19 protein-coding genes and 1 other RNA gene are annotated in these 21,572 nt (G+C 69.8%); all 20 read left to right on the forward strand.

Features of this window, described 5'->3' with window-relative positions; all coding sequences use genetic code 11:
• The first annotated feature begins 1 nt into the window (after position 1).
• Positions 2 to 742, forward strand: a complete 741-nt coding sequence (locus D3869_RS04640; RefSeq protein ID WP_137139114.1) for a TerB family tellurite resistance protein — start codon at positions 2 to 4, stop codon at positions 740 to 742.
• A 113-nt stretch (positions 743 to 855) separates the two neighbouring features.
• Positions 856 to 2,682 carry an ATP-binding cassette domain-containing protein gene (locus D3869_RS04645; RefSeq protein ID WP_137139115.1) on the forward strand — a complete coding sequence of 609 codons (1,827 nt, stop codon included), beginning with the start codon at positions 856 to 858 and terminating at the stop codon, positions 2,680 to 2,682.
• Positions 2,679 to 3,557: a DMT family transporter gene (locus tag D3869_RS04650; protein ID WP_137139116.1), complete on the forward strand. Its 879-nt coding sequence runs from the start codon at positions 2,679 to 2,681 to the stop codon at positions 3,555 to 3,557. The genes D3869_RS04645 and D3869_RS04650 overlap by 4 nt, the downstream gene beginning before the upstream one ends.
• 7 nt (positions 3,558 to 3,564) lie before the next feature.
• Complete coding sequence (locus tag D3869_RS04655) at positions 3,565 to 4,275, forward strand: N-acetylmuramoyl-L-alanine amidase (protein ID WP_137139117.1); 711 nt, start codon at positions 3,565 to 3,567, stop codon at positions 4,273 to 4,275.
• Between the two features lie 62 nt (positions 4,276 to 4,337).
• Positions 4,338 to 4,755: RNase P RNA component class A (rnpB, locus tag D3869_RS04660), an RNA gene on the forward strand.
• Positions 4,756 to 5,308: 553 nt separating this feature from the next.
• Complete coding sequence (locus tag D3869_RS04665; protein ID WP_038526524.1) at positions 5,309 to 5,806, forward strand: division/cell wall cluster transcriptional repressor MraZ; 498 nt, start codon at positions 5,309 to 5,311, stop codon at positions 5,804 to 5,806.
• Complete coding sequence (gene rsmH / locus D3869_RS04670; RefSeq protein ID WP_137139118.1) at positions 5,803 to 6,816, forward strand: 16S rRNA (cytosine(1402)-N(4))-methyltransferase RsmH; 1,014 nt, start codon at positions 5,803 to 5,805, stop codon at positions 6,814 to 6,816. The genes D3869_RS04665 and rsmH overlap by 4 nt, the downstream gene beginning before the upstream one ends.
• Positions 6,813 to 7,520, forward strand: coding sequence for a cell division protein FtsL (ftsL, locus tag D3869_RS04675; RefSeq protein WP_137139119.1), 708 nt, complete (start codon positions 6,813 to 6,815; stop codon positions 7,518 to 7,520). Before rsmH ends, ftsL begins: the two co-directional genes overlap by 4 nt.
• Complete coding sequence (locus D3869_RS04680) at positions 7,517 to 9,322, forward strand: peptidoglycan D,D-transpeptidase FtsI family protein (protein WP_137139120.1); 1,806 nt, start codon at positions 7,517 to 7,519, stop codon at positions 9,320 to 9,322. Before ftsL ends, D3869_RS04680 begins: the two co-directional genes overlap by 4 nt.
• On the forward strand, positions 9,285 to 10,772 hold the full coding sequence (locus D3869_RS04685) for a UDP-N-acetylmuramoyl-L-alanyl-D-glutamate--2,6-diaminopimelate ligase (RefSeq protein WP_432613405.1): 1,488 nt from the start codon (positions 9,285 to 9,287) through the stop codon (positions 10,770 to 10,772). Before D3869_RS04680 ends, D3869_RS04685 begins: the two co-directional genes overlap by 38 nt.
• The gene (locus D3869_RS04690; protein WP_137139121.1) at positions 10,769 to 12,265 is read left to right on the forward strand and encodes a UDP-N-acetylmuramoylalanyl-D-glutamyl-2,6-diaminopimelate--D-alanyl-D-alanine ligase; all 1,497 of its coding nucleotides are present in this window, start codon (positions 10,769 to 10,771) and stop codon (positions 12,263 to 12,265) included. Before D3869_RS04685 ends, D3869_RS04690 begins: the two co-directional genes overlap by 4 nt.
• 10 nt (positions 12,266 to 12,275) lie before the next feature.
• The gene (mraY, locus tag D3869_RS04695) at positions 12,276 to 13,361 is read left to right on the forward strand and encodes a phospho-N-acetylmuramoyl-pentapeptide-transferase (protein WP_035675379.1); all 1,086 of its coding nucleotides are present in this window, start codon (positions 12,276 to 12,278) and stop codon (positions 13,359 to 13,361) included.
• 13 nt (positions 13,362 to 13,374) lie between these two features.
• Complete coding sequence (gene murD, locus D3869_RS04700) at positions 13,375 to 14,778, forward strand: UDP-N-acetylmuramoyl-L-alanine--D-glutamate ligase (protein WP_137139122.1); 1,404 nt, start codon at positions 13,375 to 13,377, stop codon at positions 14,776 to 14,778.
• Positions 14,778 to 15,899 carry a putative lipid II flippase FtsW gene (ftsW, locus tag D3869_RS04705; protein ID WP_175426396.1) on the forward strand — a complete coding sequence of 374 codons (1,122 nt, stop codon included), beginning with the start codon at positions 14,778 to 14,780 and terminating at the stop codon, positions 15,897 to 15,899. The genes murD and ftsW overlap by 1 nt, the downstream gene beginning before the upstream one ends.
• A gap of 5 nt (positions 15,900 to 15,904) precedes the next feature.
• Positions 15,905 to 17,059, forward strand: a complete 1,155-nt coding sequence (murG, locus tag D3869_RS04710; RefSeq protein WP_137139123.1) for an undecaprenyldiphospho-muramoylpentapeptide beta-N-acetylglucosaminyltransferase — start codon at positions 15,905 to 15,907, stop codon at positions 17,057 to 17,059.
• Positions 17,056 to 17,316 carry a hypothetical protein gene (locus tag D3869_RS04715; RefSeq protein WP_137139124.1) on the forward strand — a complete coding sequence of 87 codons (261 nt, stop codon included), beginning with the start codon at positions 17,056 to 17,058 and terminating at the stop codon, positions 17,314 to 17,316. The genes murG and D3869_RS04715 overlap by 4 nt, the downstream gene beginning before the upstream one ends.
• A gap of 7 nt (positions 17,317 to 17,323) precedes the next feature.
• A complete protein-coding gene (gene murC / locus D3869_RS04720) occupies positions 17,324 to 18,739 on the forward strand; it encodes a UDP-N-acetylmuramate--L-alanine ligase (protein ID WP_014241223.1) in 1,416 nt (471 codons plus the stop codon).
• A gap of 11 nt (positions 18,740 to 18,750) precedes the next feature.
• Positions 18,751 to 19,677, forward strand: a complete 927-nt coding sequence (murB, locus tag D3869_RS04725) for a UDP-N-acetylmuramate dehydrogenase (RefSeq protein ID WP_137139125.1) — start codon at positions 18,751 to 18,753, stop codon at positions 19,675 to 19,677.
• Positions 19,674 to 20,624: a D-alanine--D-alanine ligase gene (locus D3869_RS04730; RefSeq protein WP_137139126.1), complete on the forward strand. Its 951-nt coding sequence runs from the start codon at positions 19,674 to 19,676 to the stop codon at positions 20,622 to 20,624. Before murB ends, D3869_RS04730 begins: the two co-directional genes overlap by 4 nt.
• The gene (locus D3869_RS04735) at positions 20,609 to 21,571 is read left to right on the forward strand and encodes a cell division protein FtsQ/DivIB (RefSeq protein WP_137139127.1); all 963 of its coding nucleotides are present in this window, start codon (positions 20,609 to 20,611) and stop codon (positions 21,569 to 21,571) included. Before D3869_RS04730 ends, D3869_RS04735 begins: the two co-directional genes overlap by 16 nt.
• Position 21,572 lies beyond the last annotated feature (1 nt).

Consider the following 21,572-nt stretch of genomic DNA (forward strand, 5'->3'; position numbering starts at 1 on the left):
AATGAGCATCTGGGGCAGCGTCCTGGGCGGGGCGGCCGGTTTCACCATCGGCGGGCCGATCGGAGGCCTGATCGGTCTGGCCGCCGGCTACGCGGTGGGGCGCGGCATCCGCGGCCTGTGCGGCCCGGCGGACGCCACCAAGTCCATCGCCTTCACCATCGGCGTGATCGCCCTGTCGGCGAAGATGGCCCGCGCCGACGGCGTGGTGAAGCGGGTGGAGGTGGACACCTTCAAGCGGCTGTTCCGCGTCCCGCCGGAGGAGCTGGACACGGTCGGCCACGTCTTCGACCTCGCCCGCAAGGACACCCACGGCTTCGAGGAATACGCCCAGCAGATCGCCGGCCTGTTCGATGACCGCCGCGCCGTGCTGGAGGAGCTGCTCGACAGCCTGCTGGCCATCGCCGAGGCCGACGACGAGCTGCACGAGACGGAAGTCGAGTATCTGCGCACGGTCGCCCACATCTTCGGCTTCACCGACGAGGAGTTCGAGCGCATCGTCGCCGGCCACCACATCGCCGGCACGCCGAACGAGACCGATCCCTACGGTGTGCTCGGCGTCTCCCGCCGCGCCAGCGACGAGGCGATCAAGGCCGCTCACCGGCGGCTGGTGCGCGAGCATCACCCGGACGTGCTGATCGCCCAGGGCATGCCGCAGGAGTTCGTGGATCTGGCGACGCAGAAGGTCGCCGCCATCAACGCCGCCTACGACCGGATCGAGAAGGAGCGCGCGCGGCTGAGCTAGGCGTCGCGCCTTCCCTCCCTTCCTGTGCATCCCCGCCCCGGCGCAATCGGGTGTCGCGGGCCTGCGGACCGCACGCTATATAAGCACACCTCCGCACACCGTACCGTTGGGTCATGGCTCCTCCCGCTCCGATCACCGCGCTCCAGGGCGTGTCCGTCACCTTCGGTGGCCGTCCGCTGTTCGAAACCATCGACCTGTCCATCGGACGGGGCGACAAGGCCTGTCTGGTCGGGCGGAACGGGTCCGGCAAATCGACGCTGATGAAGGTTCTGGCCGGCATGATCCAGCCGGACGGCGGCACCGTCTTCACCCAGCCGGGCGCGCGCATCGCCTATCTGCCGCAGGAGCCGGACTTCACCGGCTGCGCCACCGTGCACGACTATGTCGCCGCTGGCCTGCCCGCCGACGAGCGGGACGAGACGCACCGGGTGGACGCCGTGCTGGACCGGCTCCAGGTGCCGGGCCATCTCGACCCCAACACGCTGTCGGGCGGCGAGGCGCGGCGCACGGCGCTGGCCCGCACGCTGGTCGGCGCCCCCGATGTCATGCTGCTCGACGAGCCGACCAACCACCTCGACCTTCCCACCATCGAGTGGCTGGAGGAGGAGCTGTTGGCCTACCGCGGCGGTCTGCTGCTGATCTCGCACGACCGCAGCTTCCTGAACCGGCTGGCCAAGCGCACGCTGTGGCTGGACCGCGGCACGGTGCGCGCCACCGACCGCGGCTTCGCCGAGTTCGAGACCTGGCAGGCCGAGGTCTTCGAATCGGAGGAGATCGCCGCCCAGAAGCTCGACCGCAAGATCGAAGGCGAGATGAAGTGGCTGCGCGAGGGCATCTCGGCCCGGCGCACCCGCAACATGGGCCGCGTGCGCGCCCTGCTCCAGCTTCGCACCGACCGCGCCGAGCGCATCAAGGGCGGCCAGCAGGCCAAGCTCGCCGTCGCCGAGGCCGAGCGCGGCGGGCGCTTGGTCATCGAGGCGGAGCACATCTCGAAGGGCTTCGACACGGCGGACGGCCGCAAGACCGTCGTCAACGACTTCTCCACCCGCATCCTGCGCGGCGACCGGGTCGGGCTGATCGGGCCGAACGGCGCCGGCAAGACCACGCTGCTGAAGATGCTGACCGGCCAGATGGAGCCCGACGGCGGCACGATCCGGCTGGGCACCAATCTGGAAACCGCCTATTTCGACCAGCGGCGCGACGGGCTCGACCCCGAGGACACCATCCGCAAGGTGCTGTGCCCCTTCGGCGGCGACAGCGTGATGGTCAACGGCCAGCCGCGCCACGTCGCCGGCTACATGCGCGACTTCCTGTTCGACACGCGCCAGCTCGACAGCCCGGTCAAGGCGCTGTCCGGCGGTGAGCGCAACCGGCTGCTGCTCGCCCGCCTGTTCGCGCGGCCGAGCAACATGATGATCCTCGACGAGCCGACCAACGACCTCGACATGGACACGCTGGACCTGCTGGAGGATGTGCTCGGCGATTATCAGGGCACGCTGCTGCTGGTCAGCCACGACCGCGACTTCCTCGACCGGCTGGTCACCAGCACGATCGCGGTGGAGGGGGACGGCGTGATCGCCGAGTATCCCGGCGGCTATTCCGACTATCTGGTGCAGCGCCCGCCGCCCAAGGAGAAGGCCGCCGCCCCGGCCAAGGCGAAGCCCGCCGCCGCCCCGGCGGCGGCCAAGCCGAAGGGCAAGCTCAGCTACAAGGACCAGCGCGAGCTGGACGACCTGCCCGCCCGCATGGACAAGCTGACCGCCGAGGTGGCGAAGCTCGAAGCGGCGCTGGCCGACCCCGACCTGTTCGCCCGCGACGCCGCCAAGTTCCAGAAGACGTCCGATCAGTTGCAGGCGAAACAAAATGAGCTGGCCGCCGCCGAGGAGCGCTGGCTGGAGCTGGAGGCCCTGCGCGAGGAGCTGGAAGGCGGCCGCGGATGAGTCTGCGCGACTCGCTGATGGCGCTCCTGGTCATGGCGATCTGGGGCCTGAACTTCGTCGTCGCGAAATGGGGGCTGGCCGAGTTCCCGCCGCTCTTCATCATGGCGCTGCGCTTCATCGCGGTGGCGGCGCTGATCCTGCCCTTCAAGCGCATTCCCTGGAGCGCGGTGCCGCCCATCGCCCTGCTGTCGCTGACCCTGGGGACCGTGCATTTCCCGCTGATGTTCAGCGGGCTGAACGGCATCGACGCGGCGACCGCCTCGCTGGCGGCGCAGGCACAGGTGCCCTTCTCCTCCCTTCTCGCCGCGCTGATCTTCAAGGACAAGCTGGGCTGGCGCCGCGCCGCCGGCATGGCCGCGGCCTTCGCGGGCGTCGCGGTCATCGCGGGCGAACCGCGGCTGTCCGGATCGCTGGTGCCGCTCTTCATGATCCTGGGGGCCAGCTTCGCCTTCGCCGTCGCCAGCGTCCAGATGAAGCTGATCGTCGGGGTGGACGGCTTCGCGCTGAACGGCTGGATGGCGCTGTTCGCCGCCCCGCAGCTGCTGTTCCTCTCCTTCCTGTTCGAGGAGGGGCAGATGGCGGCGCTGTCCGACGCCACCCTGTGGGGCTGGGGCTCCATCGCCTACATGGCGGTGGGCGTGACCATCGGCGCCTATGGGATGTGGTACCCGCTGCTGCGCAAATACTCGGTCAACCAGACCATGCCCTTCCTGCTGACCGTGCCGGTCTTCGGCGTGCTGGCGGGCGTTCTGCTGATGGACGATCCCTTCACGCTGCGTCTCGTCCTGGGCGGTCTGTTGACCGTGGGCGGCATGGCCGTCATCGTGAAGCGCCGCCCAACGACGGTGGCGGAGAAGGTCACGAATCCGACCTGAGGACACCATGACGCGCGCGGGCACGGGATGCATCGACCGCCCCTCCCCCAACCACGGGCCGCGGCCCGAGGGCGTGGGGGTGGAACTGCTGATCCTCCATTACACGGGGATGCCCACCGCCGAGTCGGCGCTGAGCCGGTTGTGCGATCCCGCCGCCCAGGTCAGCGCCCATTACACGGTGGACGAGGACGGCACCGTCCACGCCCATGTGCCGGAGGACCGGCGGGCCTGGCACGCCGGCCTGTCCTCCTGGCGGGGGCGGGCCGACGTCAACAGCCGCTCCATCGGAATCGAGATCGTCAATCCGGGGCACGAGTTCGGCTACCGCCCCTTCCCCGCCGTCCAGATGGCCGCGGTGGCCGATCTCTGCCTGGACATCATGGGGCGTCATGGGATCGCGCCGGCCGATGTGCTCGGCCACAGCGACATCGCGCCCGCCCGCAAGGAGGACCCCGGCGAGCTGTTCGACTGGCCGGGGCTGGCCGCCCGCGGAATCGGGCTGTGGCCGGAGCCCACCGCGGCGGACGATTCGGTGAACGACTCGGCGGAATCCGCGGAGGATGTGGCGGCGCTTCTGGGACGCTATGGGTACGACACCGCCGAATCGCGGGTCCTGCTGTCCTTCCAGCGCCATTTCCACCCCGAACGCCTGACCGGGGTGCCCGATCCGGAAACGCTGCGCCGCCTGCGCGCGCTGCTGCGGATGACCGGGCGCTGAGAATCCGAATCGCCCCCGAACATCGTTGCGAATCGGGCGGCGACCCTATACACAGTGCCCCGCCAGATGGCCGGATGGCCGCCTTCGACCTTTTGGATCGGGGGAGGAAAGTCCGGGCTCCACGGAAACACGGTGCCGGCTAACGGCCGGCGGGGGCGACCCTAGGGAAAGTGCCACAGAGAGCAAACCGCCACCGGCCTCGCGCCGGCGGTAAGGGTGAAAGGGTGCGGTAAGAGCGCACCGCGCGCCTGGCAACAGGGGCGGCACGGTAAACCCCACCGGGAGCAAGACCGAATAGGGGCGGCACGGCCCGCCATCTCCCCTGATCCTTGATCGGTTGGGATGGTCTGGGGCCAAGCGCGTTTCCGCGCCGCCGCCCGGGTTGGTTGCGTGAGGCGCCGGGCAACCGGCGTCCCAGATGAATGGCCATCCATCAGGGTAACCTGAGGACAAAACCCGGCTTACAGGCCATCTGGCGTTTATCCCCACCACCTCCGGACAACGGACCACCCCTTTTCCGCGGCGCGGGACCGGGATGGCGCCCCCTTGTCCACAGATGTCCCCAGCTTCATCCACAGCCGGTGGATAACTGTGGGGCAAATTCCCATGCCGTCCCATGCCACGCCCCGGCAGCTTACCCCAGCAGGCTATACCATTCGTAGGGTGCGATTCGCCTTTATGGAAAGCCACATGGTGGGAACCATTCGCGGGACTCACGGAACATCCTGCGAACTCTGTGGGGCAACGCCGCGTAATCGCTCATTAGCGCGCTGGTATATTGCCGATTCTCGCCGATTCCGTTCACCTATTTGCACGCTGGCAACACATCGCCCCAAAAGTCTTGACAGCACCATATGAATACTGGAGGGGGCGTTGACGCCCAAACTGTCCCATGCTATCCCATGAAAGCCCAGTTCGGAGGGGGAACTACCCAACCAAGGTAGCCAAACCGGGCGCGTTCAGCGGCAAGAGCGGATAGGGCTTCGCGACGGCGAAGACCGGCAACGGGATAAGGGGGGCGTTCGTCAGGCCGATGGCCATTTTCCTGTCCACATACGTCAACAAAGTTGACAGGAAAGGCCGCTGCTCCATCCCGGCGCAGTTCCGGCAGTCGCTTGCCAAGACGTCGGCTCCCGGCACCGTCTATCTCTGGCCTTCACTGAATCATCAGGCGCTGGAAGGCGCCGATCAGGATTATCTCGACGTGCTTTCCGAAAGCCTGGAATCCCCCGATCTGGATTCGGACGAGCGCGACATGATCGAGACCTTCATCTTCGGCAAGCTGATCCCCGTCTCGCTGGACACCGAAGGCCGGATCGTCCTGCCCAAGGAACTCGCCGAATTCGCCGGAATCGACGAGGAAGCCGCCTTCATCGGCCGCCGCAAGACCTTCCAGATCTGGGAGCCCGGCGCCCTGAAGGCCCATGAACAGACGCTGCGCGACCAGGTCGTGCGCAAGGACATTTCGCTGAGCCAGATCGTCGCCAAGGCGTCCCGCGCCGCCGCCGGCCGGGGAGGGGAGGGCGCATGATCGTGAAGCCCCCTGGCCCCGCTCCCACCGCCGCCGCCGTCCCGGCCTCCCCGCACATCTCCGTCCTGCTGAACGAGGTCGTGGACGCGCTCTCCCCGCGCGACGGCGGCGTCTATGTGGACGGCACCTTCGGCGCCGGCGGCTATTCCCGCGCGATTCTCGACCGGGCCGACTGCCGGGTCTGGGGAATCGACCGCGATCCCGAAGCCATCGAACGCGGCCGTCAGCTCGCCCTCGCCTATCCGGGCCGGCTGGCGATCGTCGAAGGCCGATTCGGCGACATGGACCGGCTGCTCGCCGAGCACGGCGTCGAATCGGTGGACGGCGTGGCGCTGGACATCGGCGTCTCCTCCCCGCAGATCGACGAGCCGGAGCGCGGCTTCTCCTTCCGATTCGACGGCCCGCTCGACATGCGGATGGGACGCGACGGGCCGACCGCCGCCGACGTGGTGAACACCGCGTCTGAAGCTGAGCTGGCCGACATCGTCTTCCATTACGGCGAGGAGCGCATGGCCCGCCGCGTGGCCCGCGCCATCGTCGCCGCACGGCTGGAGACGCCCTTCGCGCGCACCCGGCAGCTGGCCGAGGTGGTGCGGTCGGTGGTGCCGAAGGGGAAGGGCGACGCCATCGACCCGGCGACCCGCACCTTCCAGGCGCTGCGCATCCATGTGAACGACGAGCTGGGCGAGCTGCGCCGCGGCCTCGCCGCCGCCGAATCGCTGCTGAAGCCCGGCGGCCGCCTCGCCGTCGTCTCCTTCCATTCGCTGGAGGACCGGGAAGTGAAGACGTTCCTGAAGGAACGCTCCTCGCCCCCGCCCTCCCCGTCCCGACACGCGCCGAGCCTTGCGGCGGACGCGCGTTCCCCATCCTTCCGGCTCCTGTCGCGCAAGCCCATCGTGCCGACGGACCAGGAAGCCCACAGCAACCCACGCGCGCGCTCTGCCCGGCTGCGCGCGGCTGAACGCACGGCGGCGCCGGCCTATCCGGCGCCCGGCAAGGAGGCGGCATGAAATACAAATCCGCACTTTTCTGGGGTGGCCTGATCGCCGCCGCCGGCTTCGTCCTGTTCGAGACCAGCTACGAGGTTCAGGAGCTGGAAGAGAAGCTGGGCTCGCTCAACCGCAAGATCATGGTGGAGCAGGAGGCCATCCAGGTCCTCAAGGCCGAGTGGAGCTTCCTCAACGACCCGACCCGTCTCGAGACCCTGTCGCGCGAGCATCTGGCGCTGCAGCCGACCGAGGCGCGCCAGTTCGTGGCGATGAACATCGTCCCGATGCGCCCCTCCCCCACCGTCGCGCCGGAGGAGGCTCCGCTGCCGCCGATGGTCCGCAACCAGACGCCGGGCAAGGCGCCGAACGTGGCGACGGCCTCGACCGGGGACAGCGTCGTGGGCGGCGGCGCCATCATTCAGGGCGGCGTGATCATTCCGGCCTCGGCCTCGCCGATCAAGCCGGCCCCGATCAAGCCCTCGGCCATCGTGCCGGCCTCGGCCAAGGTGCCGCCGCTCCCCTCCGCCGCCAAGTCGGCCCCGGCCCCGGTGGTGACGACCAAGCCGACGGAAGTCGCCACCAAGCCGCCGGTCACCGCGCGGACGCTGGCGCCGCCCGCGGCGCGCCCGCAGCCGCAGCAGGCCCAGGCCGCCCCGCCCGCGGCCGCGCCGGCCCAGCATGACAGCATCGGTCTTCTCGTCGCCCGTCTCGGAGCCAACCGATGAGCGTTCCGCCGCCCGGCATCGATCCCGCGCACGGCGCCTACAGCGTTCCGCCCCCGGCTTCCAAGCCGCGGACGTCGCTGTCGGTCGCGCTGGAGCAGAGCCGGAACCGGTTGATGGTGACCGCGGCCATGGTCGCCGTGGTCTTCTCCGCCATCGGCGTGAAGCTGGTGGACGCGACGCTGTTCAACCACGCGGCGGAACCGCGCCCGCGCATGGCCGCGGAGGTCGACGCCCCGCCGGTCAACCGCGCCGACATCGTGGACCGCAACGGCAACCTGCTGGCGACCTCGCTCGCCACGCAGTCGCTCTACGCCGACCCGAAGCTGATCAGCCGCCCGGACGAGGTGGCGCGCAAGCTGACTACCGCCCTGCCGGAGCTGGACTACAAGGACCTGCTGACCAAGCTCAGCGGCGACAAGCGGTTCGTCTGGATCAAGCGCAACCTGACGCCCAAGCAGCAGGCGGCGGTGTTCCGGCTGGGCTTGCCGGGCGTCTATTTCGAACGGGAGGAGCGCCGCTTCTACCCGGCCTCCAACCTGACCTCGCATCTGGTCGGCTTCACCGGCGTGGACAACAACGGCCTCGCCGGGCTGGAGCAGCAGTTCAACAAGCGGCTGACCACCGACCCGAAGCCGCTGCAGCTTTCGATCGACCTGCGCCTTCAGCACATCATGAAGAAGGAGTTGCAGACGACGATTGAGGAGTTCAGCGCCATCGGCGCCACCGGCATCATCTACGATGTCCGCAACGGCGAAGTCATGTCGATGGTTTCGCTGCCCGATTTCGATCCGCACAACCCGACGGGGCTCGACCCGGACACGCTGTTCAACCGCGCGACGCTCGGCGTGTACGAGATGGGCTCCACCTTCAAGATCTTCAACACGGCGATGTCGCTGGATTCGGGCAAGATCCGCGTCTCCGACACCTTCGACACGATCAACAACATCCAGGTCGGCCGCTTCACGATCCGCGAATACCACCCCTTCCGCCACAACCTGACGGTGGCCGAGGTGTTCCAGGAATCGTCGAACCTGGGCTCGGTGCGCATGGCCCTGACGCTCGGCGTGCAGCACCAGAAGTCCTTCCTGACCAAGCTGGGGATGACCCGCCCGACCACGCTGGAGCTGCCGGAGAACGGCTGGCCGCTGGTGCCCAACCCGTGGCGGGAGGTCAACACCATGACCATCTCCTTCGGCCACGGCATGTCGGTCAGCCCGATGCACACGGTCAACGCCGCCGCCTCGATCATCAACGGCGGCGTGCTGCACCCGCCGACCCTGCTGAAGCGCGATCCCGCGGCCGAGGTCCCGGGCGAGCAGGTCATCAGCCCGAAGACCTCGGCGATGATGCGCCGGCTGTTCCGCTTCGTGGTCACCGACGGCACGGCGAAGTCGGCCAACGCCAAGGGCTACGTCGTCGGCGGCAAGACCGGCACGGCGGAGAAGCAGAAGGGCCGGAGCTACGCCCGGAACTCCCGCATGTCGTCGTTCCTCGGCGCCTTCCCGATGCACGATCCCCGCTACATCGTCTATGTCCTGGTGGACGAGCCGAAGGGCACCAAGAAGACCTACGGCTTCGCCACCGGCGGCTGGGTCGCCGCCCCCGCGGTCGGCCGGATCGTGAAGCAGATCGGCCCGCTGCTGGGCGTCCAGCCGGTGGACGAGGCTTCCCCCGACGTCATCAACGCCACCTACATCAACACCGCCGGTCAGACGACCCCGCCCGCACCGCCGCCTCCGCCCGCGCAACCGAAAGGCAGCACCGTTGCTTCTGTCCCACCTGCTGGCAACAAGCCGCGCTGACGCGACGTCCTCCTCCGTCGAGGGGTCCGCCGTCGAAGTGCCAGCCATCGACGTGACCGGGTTGACCGCGGACAGCCGCGCGGTCAGGCCCGGTTTCGTCTTTGCCGCCCTGCCGGGCGCGAAGGCGGACGGGCGCGTCTTCATCGCCGACGCGCTCGCCAAGGGCGCCGTCGCCGTGGTGGCGCCCGCCGGGACCGCCCTGCCCGCCGGCAGCGCCGCGACGCTGATCACGGACGAGCAGCCGCGCCGCCTCTTCGCGCGCCTCGCCGCCGCCTTCCACGGGCGGCAGCCGGACACCGTGGTCGCCGTGACGGGAACCAACGGCAAGACCTCCACCGTCCAGTTCGCCCGCCAGATGTGGGACCTGATGGGCCTGAAGGCGGCCAGCCTGGGCACGCTGGGGCTGATCGGGCCGGGGCTGGACGATTACGGCGGGATGACCACGCCGGACCCGGTGTCGCTCCATCGCGACCTCGCCGCCGTCAAGGACAAGGGAATCGAACATCTGGCGATGGAGGCGTCCAGCCACGGGCTGGAGCAGTTCCGTCTCGACGGCGTGGCCCTCAAGGCCGCGGGCTTCACCAACCTGACCCGCGACCATCTGGACTACCACGGCACCATGGAGGCCTATCTCCAGGCCAAGGCGATGCTGTTCGGACGGGTGTTGCCCGATGGGGGAACCGCCGTCCTGAACGCCGACAGCGGCACCTTTGCCGAACTTGCCGGGATTTGTTCACAGCGCGGTCACCGCGTCTTCGGATACGGTCTGGCCGGTCGCGAGATCCGGGTGAACGGGGTCGAGCCGCTGGCCCACGGCCAGCGCCTGGACCTGACGGTCCTGGGCCGCGACATCACCGTGGACCTGCCGCTGGCGGGCCGCTTCCAGGCGTGGAACGTGCTGTGCGCGCTCGGCCTGGTGATCGGCTCCGGCGCGGACCGTGACGAGGCTCTGGCCACCCTGACCCGCCTGGAAGGCGTGCCGGGGCGCCTGCAGCACGTCGCCACCCACCCCTGCGGGGCGGCGGTCTATGTCGATTTCGCCCACACGCCCGACGCGCTGGAAACGGTGCTGCTGGCGCTGAAGCAGCACGCCCGGAACCGCCTGATCGCGGTGTTCGGGTGCGGCGGCGACCGCGACCGCGGGAAGCGGCCGGTGATGGGGGAGCTGGCCGGCCGTCTGGCCGACCGCGCCATCGTCACCGACGACAACCCGCGCACCGAGGTGCCGGCGGCCATCCGCAAGGAGGTCCTGGCGGGCCACCCGGCCCTGGAGGAGATCGGCGACCGGCGCGAGGCCATCCGCGCCGCCGTCCGCAGCCTTCAGCCCGGTGACGTCCTGGTCATCGCCGGCAAGGGACATGAGCATGGTCAGATCGTCGGGACGGAGGTCCTTCCCTTCGACGACGCGACCGAGGCACGAGCCGCCGTGGCAGAGGTTGGAGCAGCATGAGCGAGGCCAAGACCGTCCTGTGGACCGCCGAGGACGCCGCCGCCGCCACCAGCGGTCAGGCGACGCGCTCCTGGGCGGCGACCGGGGTCAGCATCGACAGCCGCAAGGTGGCGCCGGGCGACCTGTTCGTCGCCATCAAGGGGCCGAACTTCGACGGCCACGACTTCGTCGCCAAGGCGCTGGAGGCCGGCGCCGCCGCGGCGCTGGTCAGCACCGTGCCGCCCGGCGTGCCGGGCGACGCCTCCCTCCTGGCGGTGGAGCAGGACACGCTGGCGGCGCTGGGCGATCTCGGCCACGTCGCGCGGCTGCGCACCCAGGCCAGGGTGGTGGGCGTCACCGGCTCGGTCGGCAAGACCAGCACCAAGGAGGCGCTGCGCCACGTCCTGTCGGCGCAGGGCCGCACCTTCGCCACCGAAGGCAGCCTGAACAACCATTGGGGCGTACCCCTGTCGCTGGCCCGCATGCCGGAGGACAGCGAGTTCGGCGTGTTCGAGCTGGGCATGAACCACGCCGGCGAACTCGGCCCCCTGTCGCGGCAGGTCATGCCCGACGTCGCGGTCATCACCACGGTCGAGGCGGCCCATCTGGAGTTCTTCGACTCCGTCGAGGCGATCGCCGACGCCAAGGCCGAGATCTTCGAGGGCATGAACCCCAACGGGGTCGCCGTGCTGAACCGCGACAACCCGCATTTCGCGCGCCTGCTGGCCGCCGCGCGCACCCAGGGGCTGAGCCGGATCTGGAGCTTCGGCTCCCACGCCGATGCCGACGCCCGTCTGGTGGACTGCTCGCTGCACGCCACCTGCAGCGCCGTGACCGCGGTCATTCGCGGCGAGCGCATCCAGTACTGCCTGGCCTTGCCCGGCCGGCATTGGGTGATGAACAGCCTCGCCGTTCTGCTGGCGGTCAAGGCGCTGGGCGCCGACGTCGCCGCGGCGGCCCGCGCGCTGTCCACCATCGCGCCGGTGAAGGGCCGCGGCACGCGCAAGCGCGTCCAGACCGCCCGGGGCGCCTTCACCCTGATCGACGAGAGCTACAACGCCAGCCCCGCCGCCATGACCGCGACCTTCGCGGTGCTCGGCAAGATCGACCCCGGCGCGGGCGGCCGGCGCCTCGCCGTGCTGGGCGACATGCGGGAGCTGGGCGACCGTGCCGACGCCCTGCACGCCGCGCTGGCCGAACCGCTGCGCTCTGCGCATGTGGACGCCGTCTACGCCTGCGGCCCGCACATGCGCGCCCTGTTCGACCGCCTGCCCGCCGCCATGCGCGGCGCCTGGACGGAAACCAGCGCCGAGCTGGCCCCCCTCCTGGCCAGCGCCGTGCGCGGCGGCGACGTGGTGCTGATCAAGGGATCGCTGGGCAGCCGCATGGCGACGGTGGTGGACGCCCTGTCCGCCCTGGACACCAAAGACGACAAACAAACCGAAAAGAACAACAACGGCTCCTCGCCCGCGGCTGACACGGATCAGGCCGCGGCGCAGGGCCACAAAGGCTGACCGCTCGACGATGCTCTACAACCTGCTCTTTCCTCTGGCGGACGTCTTCACGCCGTTCAACCTGTTCCGGTATCTGACCTTCCGGACGGGAGGCGCGGTGCTGACGGCGCTCGTCATCAGCTTCGTGTTCTTTCCGCGCCTGATCGCGTGGCTGAAGCGCAAGCAGGGCGAGGGCCAGCCGATCCGCTCCGACGGGCCGGAAAGCCATGCGAAGAAGAAAGGCACGCCCACCATGGGCGGCCTGATGATCCTGATCGCCGTGTCGATCAGCACGCTGCTGTGGGTCGACCTGACCAACGCCTACACCTGGATCGTGCTGCTGGTGACGATCGGCTACGGGCTCATCGGCTTCGGCGACGACTACCTGAAGCTGACCAAGCGCAACACCAAGGGCCTGTCGGGCCGTTTCCGCCTGACCTGGGAGATCATCATCGGCGTCTCCGCCGCCGCCGCCATCATGTATGTGTCGGCGCCGCCGCTGTCCGGTGGCCTGGCCGTTCCCTTCGTGAAGGATTTCCTGATCCAGCTCTCCTGGTTCTTCATCCCCGTCGGCGCCTTCGTCATGGTCGGCGCCTCGAACGCGGTGAACCTGACGGACGGTCTGGACGGGCTGGCCATCGTGCCGACGATGATCGCGGCGGGCTGCTTCGGCCTGATCGCCTACCTGACCGGCAACGCGATCTTCGCCAACTATCTCCAGATCCATCATGTGCCCGGTGCTGGTGAGCTTGCCGTTTTCTGCGGGGCTCTGGTCGGTGCGGGGATCGGTTTCCTCTGGTACAACGCGCCCCCCGCCATGGTCTTCATGGGCGACACCGGCTCGCTGGCCCTCGGCGGCGCGCTGGGAGCCGTCAGCGTGGTCACCAAGCACGAGATCGTGCTGGCGATCATCGGCGGCCTGTTCGTGCTGGAGACCGTGTCGGTGATCGTCCAGGTCGCCTCGTTCAAGCTGACCGGAAAGCGCGTGTTCCGCATGGCGCCCCTGCACCATCACTTCGAGAAGAAGGGATGGGCGGAGTCCACCGTGGTCATCCGCTTCTGGATCATCGCCTCCATCCTGGCCCTCGTCGGCCTGTCCACGCTGAAGCTCCGCTGAGGGTCGCCGCCCGATGATCAACCTGTTCTACATGGAAGGACTGCCGGTGGCGGTCATGGGGCTGGGCAAGTCGGGCCTCGCCACGGCGGAGGCGCTGACCCAAAGCGGCGCCGACGTGTGGGTTTGGGACGACAACGAGTCCAGCCGCGCCGCGGCGCTGGACAAGGGCTACAAGGTCGTCGACCTGACCACGGCGGACCTGACCGAGCTGACCACCATCGTCTGGTCGCCGGGGATCCCGCACACCCACCCGAAGCCCCACCCGGTGGCCCTGCGCGCCCGCGCCGCGAACATCGAGCTGGTCTGCGACATCGAGCTGCTGGCCCGGTCGGAGCGTGATTCGGCCTACATCGGCATCACCGGCACCAACGGGAAGTCCACCACCACCACCCTGATCGGCCATGTGATGGAGGCCGCCGGGCGGCGCATCGCGGTCGGCGGCAACCTGGGCACCCCGGCGCTGACCTTCCCCTCCGTGGGGGCCGGCGGCAGCTACGTTCTGGAGATGTCGAGCTACCAGCTCGAGCTGACCTACTCGATCACCTTCGACGTGGCGGTGCTGCTGAACATCACGCCGGACCATCTGGCCCGGCACGGCGGCATGGACGGCTACGTCGCCGCGAAGAAACTGATCTTCCACCGCCAGACCAAGCCGCGCACCGCGGTGATCGGCGTGGACGACCCGACCTGCCGGGCGATCTGGGAGGAGCTGAAGGCCAAGGGCGACCAGGTGATCTGGCCGGTCTCCGCCCTGGGTCCGGTGCCCGGCGGCGTCTACGCCGCGGACGGCTGGCTGGTCGACGACACCTTCGGCGCCGCGGAGCGGGTGGCCGAGCTGGCCGCCTTCCCGGCGCTGCTCGGCACGCACAACTGGCAGAACGCCGCCGCGGCCTTCGCGGCCTGCAAGGCGGCGGGCGTGCCGACCCCGGCCATCGTCGCCGCCATGACCACATTCCCCGGCCTCGCCCACCGCCAGCAGCTGGTGCGGACCATCGACGGCGTGCGCTTCGTCAACGACAGCAAGGCGACCAACGCCGACGCGACGGAGAAGGCGCTGGCGACCTTCGACCCGATCTATTGGATCCTCGGCGGTCAGGCGAAGGAGACCGGGCTCGACGGGCTTGAGGCCTACGCGCCGCGCGTCCGCCACGCCTTCCTGATCGGCGAGGCGTCGGACCGCTTCGCCGTGTGGCTGGAGACCAACAAGGTTCCGCACACCCGCTGCGGCACGCTGGACGTGGCGGTGAACGCCGCGGCGGAGCTGGCGCTGGCCGAGGCGCTGCCCGGCGCCTGCGTGCTGCTGTCGCCGGCCTGCGCCTCCTGGGACCAGTTCGCGAATTTCGAGAAGCGCGGCGAGGCTTTCGCCGACGCCGTGAACCGTCTCGAAGGCAACGCCGTTCCGGGGGACCGCGCCTGATGATCACCTTCGACCGCACCGACCAATCCATCTTCGGCCGCTGGTGGTGGACGGTGGACCGCTGGCAGCTCGCCGCGCTGGCGGTGCTGATGGCGCTCGGCACGGTCCTGATCACCGCGGCCAGCCCGCCGGTGGCGGAGCGCATCGGCATCCAGGACACCTTCTACTTCGTCGAACGCCACCTGATGATGCTGATCCCCAGCGTCGCCATCATGTGCGGCGTCTCGCTGCTCAGCCCGCGCGGCGTGCGGCGGGCGGCGCTGGTGGTCTTCCTGATTTCGGTGGCCCTGGTCTACGCGACGCTGGTCGTCGGCGTCGAGATCAAGGGCGCGCGGCGCTGGATCCACGTCCCCGGCCTGTCGATCCAGCCGTCGGAGTTCGTGAAGCCGGCCTTCGCCGTGGTCGGGGCGTGGCTGTTCTCGCTGTCGCGCACCAACCCCGGCTTCCCCGGCACGATCCTGTCGATCCTGCTCTACGGCCTGACCGTCGGCGGCCTGCTGCTGCAGCCCGACCTGGGCATGACGGTGGTGGTGTCGGCGGTGTGGTTCTCCCAGTTCTTCCTGGCCGGTCTGAACATCATGCTGGTCGGCGGCCTGGGCGTGCTGGGTGTGGCCGGCCTCGTCGGCGCCTATTTCACGCTGCCGCACGTCCACAGCCGCATCAACCGCTTCCTCGACCCGTCGAGCGGCGACACCTATCAGGTCAGCCGCTCGCTGGAGGCCTTCGCCAACGGCGGGCTGATGGGCACCGGCCCCGGCCAGGGAACGGTCAAGTATTCGCTGCCGGACAGCCACGCCGACTTCATCTTCGCCGTCGCCGGCGAGGAGATGGGGCTGATCTTCTGCCTGATCATCATCATCCTGTTCGCCTTCATCGTGCTGCGCGGCTTCGCGCGGGTGTTCAACGACACCAACTACTTCGTGCTGCTGGCGGCCAGCGGCCTGCTGATCCAGTTCGGCCTGCAGGCGGCGATCAACATGGGCTCCGCCCTGCACCTGATGCCGACCAAGGGCATGACGCTGCCCTTCATCTCCTACGGCGGCTCCTCGCTGCTGGCGCTGGGCTTCGGCATGGGCATGGTGCTGGCGCTGACCCGCAAACGCTTCGGCCCGGCGGAGTGACGACGATGGCCGACACCACGCAACGCCCCGCCCTCCAAAAGCCGATCATCCTCGCCGCCGGCGGCACCGGCGGGCACTTCTTCCCGGCGGAAGCGCTGGCGCGCGAGCTGCTGGCCCGCGGCGAGGCGGTGGCGCTGGTCACCGACAAGCGCGGCCAAGCCTTCGGCGACAGCCTGCCGGAGGTGACGGTCCACCGCATCCGCTCCGCCGCCCCCGGCGGCAACCTGCTGGCCAAGATGAACGCGGCGTGGCAGATGGGCCTCGGCCTGCTCGGCGCCAACGCGCTGATGCGCCACCTGAAGCCGGCGGCGGTCGTCGGCTTCGGCGGCTACCCCTCCGTCCCCACGGTCTACGCCGCCGCGCAAGGCCGCGTGCCGGTGATGCTGCACGAGCAGAACGCCGTGCTGGGCCGCGCCAACCGGATGCTCGCCGCCGCGGCCCGCCGCATCGCCGTCGCCTTCCCCGAGGTCGCCTCGGTGAAGGAGGAGCACCGGCCGCGCCTCGTCCGCACCGGCAACCCGGTCCGCCCGGCGATCGCCGCCCAGCGCGACGCCGCCTACGCCGTTCCAGCTCCCGGCGGCCCCGTCCGCATCCTGGTGATGGGCGGCAGCCAGGGCGCCCGCGTTTTCTCGGAGGTCATCCCCGAGGCGCTCGGTCGCCTGCCCGCCGATCTCCGCGCCCGCATCCATCTGGCGCAGCAGTGCCGGCCCGAGGACCTGGAGGCCGCGCGCGCCGCTTACGCCGGCATGGGCCTCGGCGGGCTGGAGCTGGAGAGCTTCTTCCGCGACGTGCCGGACCGGCTGGCCGCCTGCCACCTCGCCATCACGCGGGCCGGTGCCTCGACCATCGCCGAACTGACCTGCATCGGGCGCCCGGCCATTCTTGTGCCATATCCCCATGCCATGGACGACCATCAGACGGCCAACGCGCGGCAGCTCGCCGCCGCCGGGGCCGCCTGGGTGATGGCGCAGCCGGACTTCACCGCCGACGCGCTCGCCGCCCGCCTGACGGAACTGCTGGAGTCGCCGGACGCTCTGACCGCCGCGGCGCGGGCCGCCCACGGCTGGGGCATGGCCGACGCCGCGCGCCGGCTGGCCGACGCCGTGCTCGACATGATCGCCAACCCGAACCACGCCCGAACCAAGGAAGCCGCGGAATGAACAAGGCAACGCGCAGCACCATCGCACGCCCCCGCTCGTCCCGGCCGTCCCGGTCCCTGGGCGACTGGCCGGCGGACATGACGCGGACCGAAGGCGCCTGGAGCAACCGGCCCGACTGCCCGCTGCTGCCGCGCGCCGGCGCCGGCTTCCTGCGCGACCGGCTGCACGTCACGATCGGTTCCCAGCCCCTTCCCTACGGCCTGTCCGACATGGCCGTGGACGCCACCCTCAGCCTGATGCTCCGCCGCGGAAAGTAATCCAGACATGCGCGCCCTCCCCCTCTCGATCGGCACCATCCATTTCGTCGGCATCGGCGGCATCGGCATGAGCGGCATCGCCGAAGTGCTGCGCAACCTCGGCTACACCGTCCAGGGCTCCGACCTGGCGGAGAGCGCCAACGTCAAGCGCCTGCGCGGGCTGGGCATCCAGATCAGCATCGGCCACCGCGCGGAGAACATCGCCGGGGCCGCGGTCGTCGTCGTCTCCTCCGCCGTCAAGCGCGACAACCCGGAGGTCGTCGCCGCTCGCGCCGCGCTGGTCCCGGTCGTCCGCCGCGCCGAGATGCTGGGCGAGCTGATGCGTCTGAAATGGGCCATCGCCATCGGCGGCACCCACGGCAAGACCACGACGACCTCGATGGTCGGCAACATGCTGGAGCACGCCAACCTCGACCCCACGGTGATCAACGGCGGCATCATCAACGCCTACGGCACCAACACGCGGCTCGGCTCCGGCGACTGGATGGTCGTCGAGGCGGACGAGAGCGACGGCACCTTCATCAAGCTGCCGGCCTGCATCGCCGTGGTCACCAACATGGACCCGGAGCATCTGGACTATTACGGCACCTTCGACAACATGCGGGCCGCCTTCGACAGCTTCGTCCAGAACATCCCCTTCTACGGCTTCGCGGCGCTCTGCATCGACCATCCGGAAGTGCAGGCGATGATCCCGCGCGTGTCGGACCGCCGCATCATCACCTACGGCTTCAGCCCGCAGGCCGACGTGCGCGCCGTGAACATGCGGCTGGGCACCGAGGGCGCGGAGTACGACGTGGTGATCGACGACCGCCACACCGGGGAGAGCCGGACGATCATCGGCGTCCGCCTGCCGATGTACGGCCCGCACAACGTCCAGAACTCGCTGGCCTGCTTCGCCGTGGGCAACGAGATGGGCCTGCCCGACGTCGTGATGCGCGACAGCATGGCGAAGTTCCAGGGCGTCAAGCGCCGCTTCACCAAGACCGGCGAGTCGAACGGCATCACCGTCATCGACGATTACGGCCACCACCCGGTGGAGATCGCCGCCGTCCTGAAGGCCGCGCGCACCGCCGGCACCGGCCGCACCATCGCCGTCGTCCAGCCGCACCGCTATTCGCGCCTCGCCAACCTGTTCGAGGAGTTCTGCACCTGCTTCAACGACGCCGACGCGGTGATCGTGGCCGACGTCTACGCCGCCGGTGAGCAGCCGATCGAGAACGTCAACCGCGACAGCCTCGTCGAGGGCCTGCGCATGCACGGCCACCGTCAGGTGCTCGCCCTGCATGGCCCGGACGAGCTGCCGCAGCTGGTCCGTGAGATCGCGCGGTCCGGCGACCTCGTGGTCTGCCTGGGCGCCGGCAACATCACCCAGTGGGCCAACGCCCTGCCGGGTGAGCTGGACAAGCTGTCGGGCAAGGCGTGACGGGTCTTCCGATGACAGCCACCACCGCCTCCCTCATCGACCGGATGCCCGCCTGCCGCGGACGGCTGACCGCCGCCGCGCCGCTGGCCAACGTGACGTGGTTCCGCGTCGGCGGTCCGGCGGAGGTCATGTTCCGGCCGGAGGACGCCGACGATCTGGCTGGCTTCCTGGCCGGACTGCCGGACGACGTGCCGGTGACGGTGCTGGGCGTCGCGTCCAACCTGCTGATCCGCGACGGCGGCATCCCCGGCGTGGTGATCCGGCTGGGCCGCGGCTTCGCCGGCATCGCGGCGGACGGGCTGACGCTGGAGGCCGGGGCCGCGGCGCTCGACCTGAACGTCGCCGCCGTGGCGCGCGACGCCGGGGTCGCCGGGCTGGAGTTCCTGTCGGGCATCCCCGGCACCATCGGCGGCGCGCTGCGCATGAACGGCGGCGCCTACGGCCACGAGATCAAGGACGTGCTGGTCTCCGCCCAGGGCGTGACCCGCCGCGGCGAACGCGTGTCCTACGACAACGCCGGCATGGGCTTCACCTACCGCCACGCGGGGGTGCCGGAGGACGTCATCTTCACCGGCGGCACCCTGCGCGGCACGGCCGGCGACCCGGCGGAGATCGCCCAGCGCATGGCGGAGATTTCCGGCAAGCGCGCCGACACCCAGCCGGTCCGCTCGCGCACCGGCGGCTCGACCTTCAAGAACCCGCCCGGCCACAAGGCGTGGGAGCTGATCGACCGGGCCGGCTGCCGCGGCCTGTCCATCGGCGGCGCGCAGGTGTCGGAGAAGCACTGCAACTTCCTCATCAACCAGGGCACCGCCACCGCGGCGGAGCTGGAGGCGCTGGGCGAGGAAGTCCGGCGCCGGGTGTTCGAGACCTCCGGCGTCACGCTGGAGTGGGAAATCAAGCGGGTCGGCGTGGCCCGCGAAGGAGCGTCCGCATGACCACCCCCCACAAGAAGCATGTCGCCGTCCTGATGGGCGGCTGGTCGGCGGAGCGCGAGGTGTCGCTGGTCAGCGGCGCCGGCGTCGCCAAGGCGCTGGAGGAGGAAGGCTACCGCGTCACCGCGGTGGACGTGCAGCGCGACCTGGAGGGGCTGCTGCGCGCGCTGACCGACCCGCGTCCCGACGCGGTGTTCAACGCCCTGCACGGGCGCGGCGGCGAGGATGGGACGATCCAGGGCGTGCTGGAATTCCTCGGCATTCCCTACACCCATTCCGGCGTGCGCGCCGCCGCGGTCGCCATGGACAAGGCGATGACCAAGGCGCTGCTCGCCCCGGTCGGCGTGCGCTCGCCCAAGGGCCTCGTCCTCACCAAGGGCGAGTTGACCGGCGGCGCCCACCCGATGCCCGCCCCCTACATCGTGAAGCCGGTGGACGAAGGCTCGACCGTCGGGGTCACGCTGGTGCGCGAGGGGCAGAACAGCCCGGTCGGCGACGCCTGGACCTTCGGCGAGCGCGCCCTGGTCGAGGAGTTCATCCCGGGCCGCGAGCTGACCGTGGGCGTCATGGGCGGGCTGGACGGCGAGTGCCGCCCCCTGACCGTGACGGAGATCCGCTTCGAAGCACAGGTGTATGACTACACGGCTAAATACAGCGCCGGTCATGCCGTTCATACTGTGCCCGCGCAGATTCCCGAGCATGTCGCGGAAGAAGCCAAGAGGTTGGCGGTCCTGGCCCACCGGACCCTGGGATGCCGCGGCGTTTCGCGCAGCGACTTCCGCTGGGATGATCGTAAAAGTGGGACCGACGGACTCTTTTTCCTGGAAATCAACAACCAGCCGGGCATGACGCCGCTGTCGCTGGTTCCCGAACAGGCCGCTGCCGTGGGGCTCTCCTACGGGGCTCTCGTCGCTTGGATGGTGGAGAACGCCGCATGTCAACTCGACTGAGCATCGATCCGCAGTTCCGCGCCGGTTTCGGGGGCTCTGCGAACCGGGCCCGCGAGGACATGCCCGTGCCGCCGCGCGCCATGGCGAAGTCGGCGCAGAAAGGCAACCGCCGCCGCGCCTGGCCGCGCTGGACCCGTCCCGCGGTCAAGGCGGCCATCCTGCTGACGCCGGTCCTGGTCGTCGCCGGCATGGCCGCGTCGGCGTGGCAGCGCGGCACCTTCGCCGAGACCACCGCGGCGTTGCAGGAAAGCCTGATCCAGACCAGCGCGTCCGCCGGCTTCGCCATCGCCGACGTGCTGGTCGAGGGCCGGACCGAGACCGACCCGGCGTCGATCCTGCGCGTGCTGGGCGTGCAGCGCGGCGATCCGATCCTCGCCGTCACGCTGTCCGACGCCAAGGAGAAGCTGGAAAGCCTGCCCTGGGTCGCCTCGGCCTCCATCGAGCGCCATCTGCCCGGCATCCTGTTCGTCCGCCTGACGGAGCGGGAGCCGATGGCGATCTGGCAGCACGACCGCAAGTTCACGGTCATCGACCGCGAAGGCCGCCCGCTCGCCGACGCGACCGAGCTGGCGCGCCGCGGCAACCGGCGGATCGAGACGCTGCCGCAGGTCGTCGGCGCCAACGCGCCGATGCAGGTGCCGAAGCTGCTCGCGGCCCTCGACAACGTGCCGGCACTGCGCGAAAAGGTGAGCGCCGCCTCCTGGGTCGGCGACCGCCGCTGGGATCTCAAGCTGAAGAACGGTGTCGTGGTGAAACTTCCGGAAGCCCGCATGCCGTCCGCGCTGCGCCAGTTGGCGGAGATGGACGCGACGGGTCAGGTCCTGGACCGCGACATCGTGGCCATCGACCTGCGCCAGAACGACCGCGCCGTGCTGCAGACCTCCGCCACCGCCGTCCTGCCCTGGACGGAGGAGGAGAACAAGAAGAAGCCGGGCAAGAAGACGTGAT

The sequence above is a fragment of the Azospirillum brasilense genome (assembly GCF_005222205.1).
GTDB lineage: Bacteria > Pseudomonadota > Alphaproteobacteria > Azospirillales > Azospirillaceae > Azospirillum > Azospirillum brasilense_G.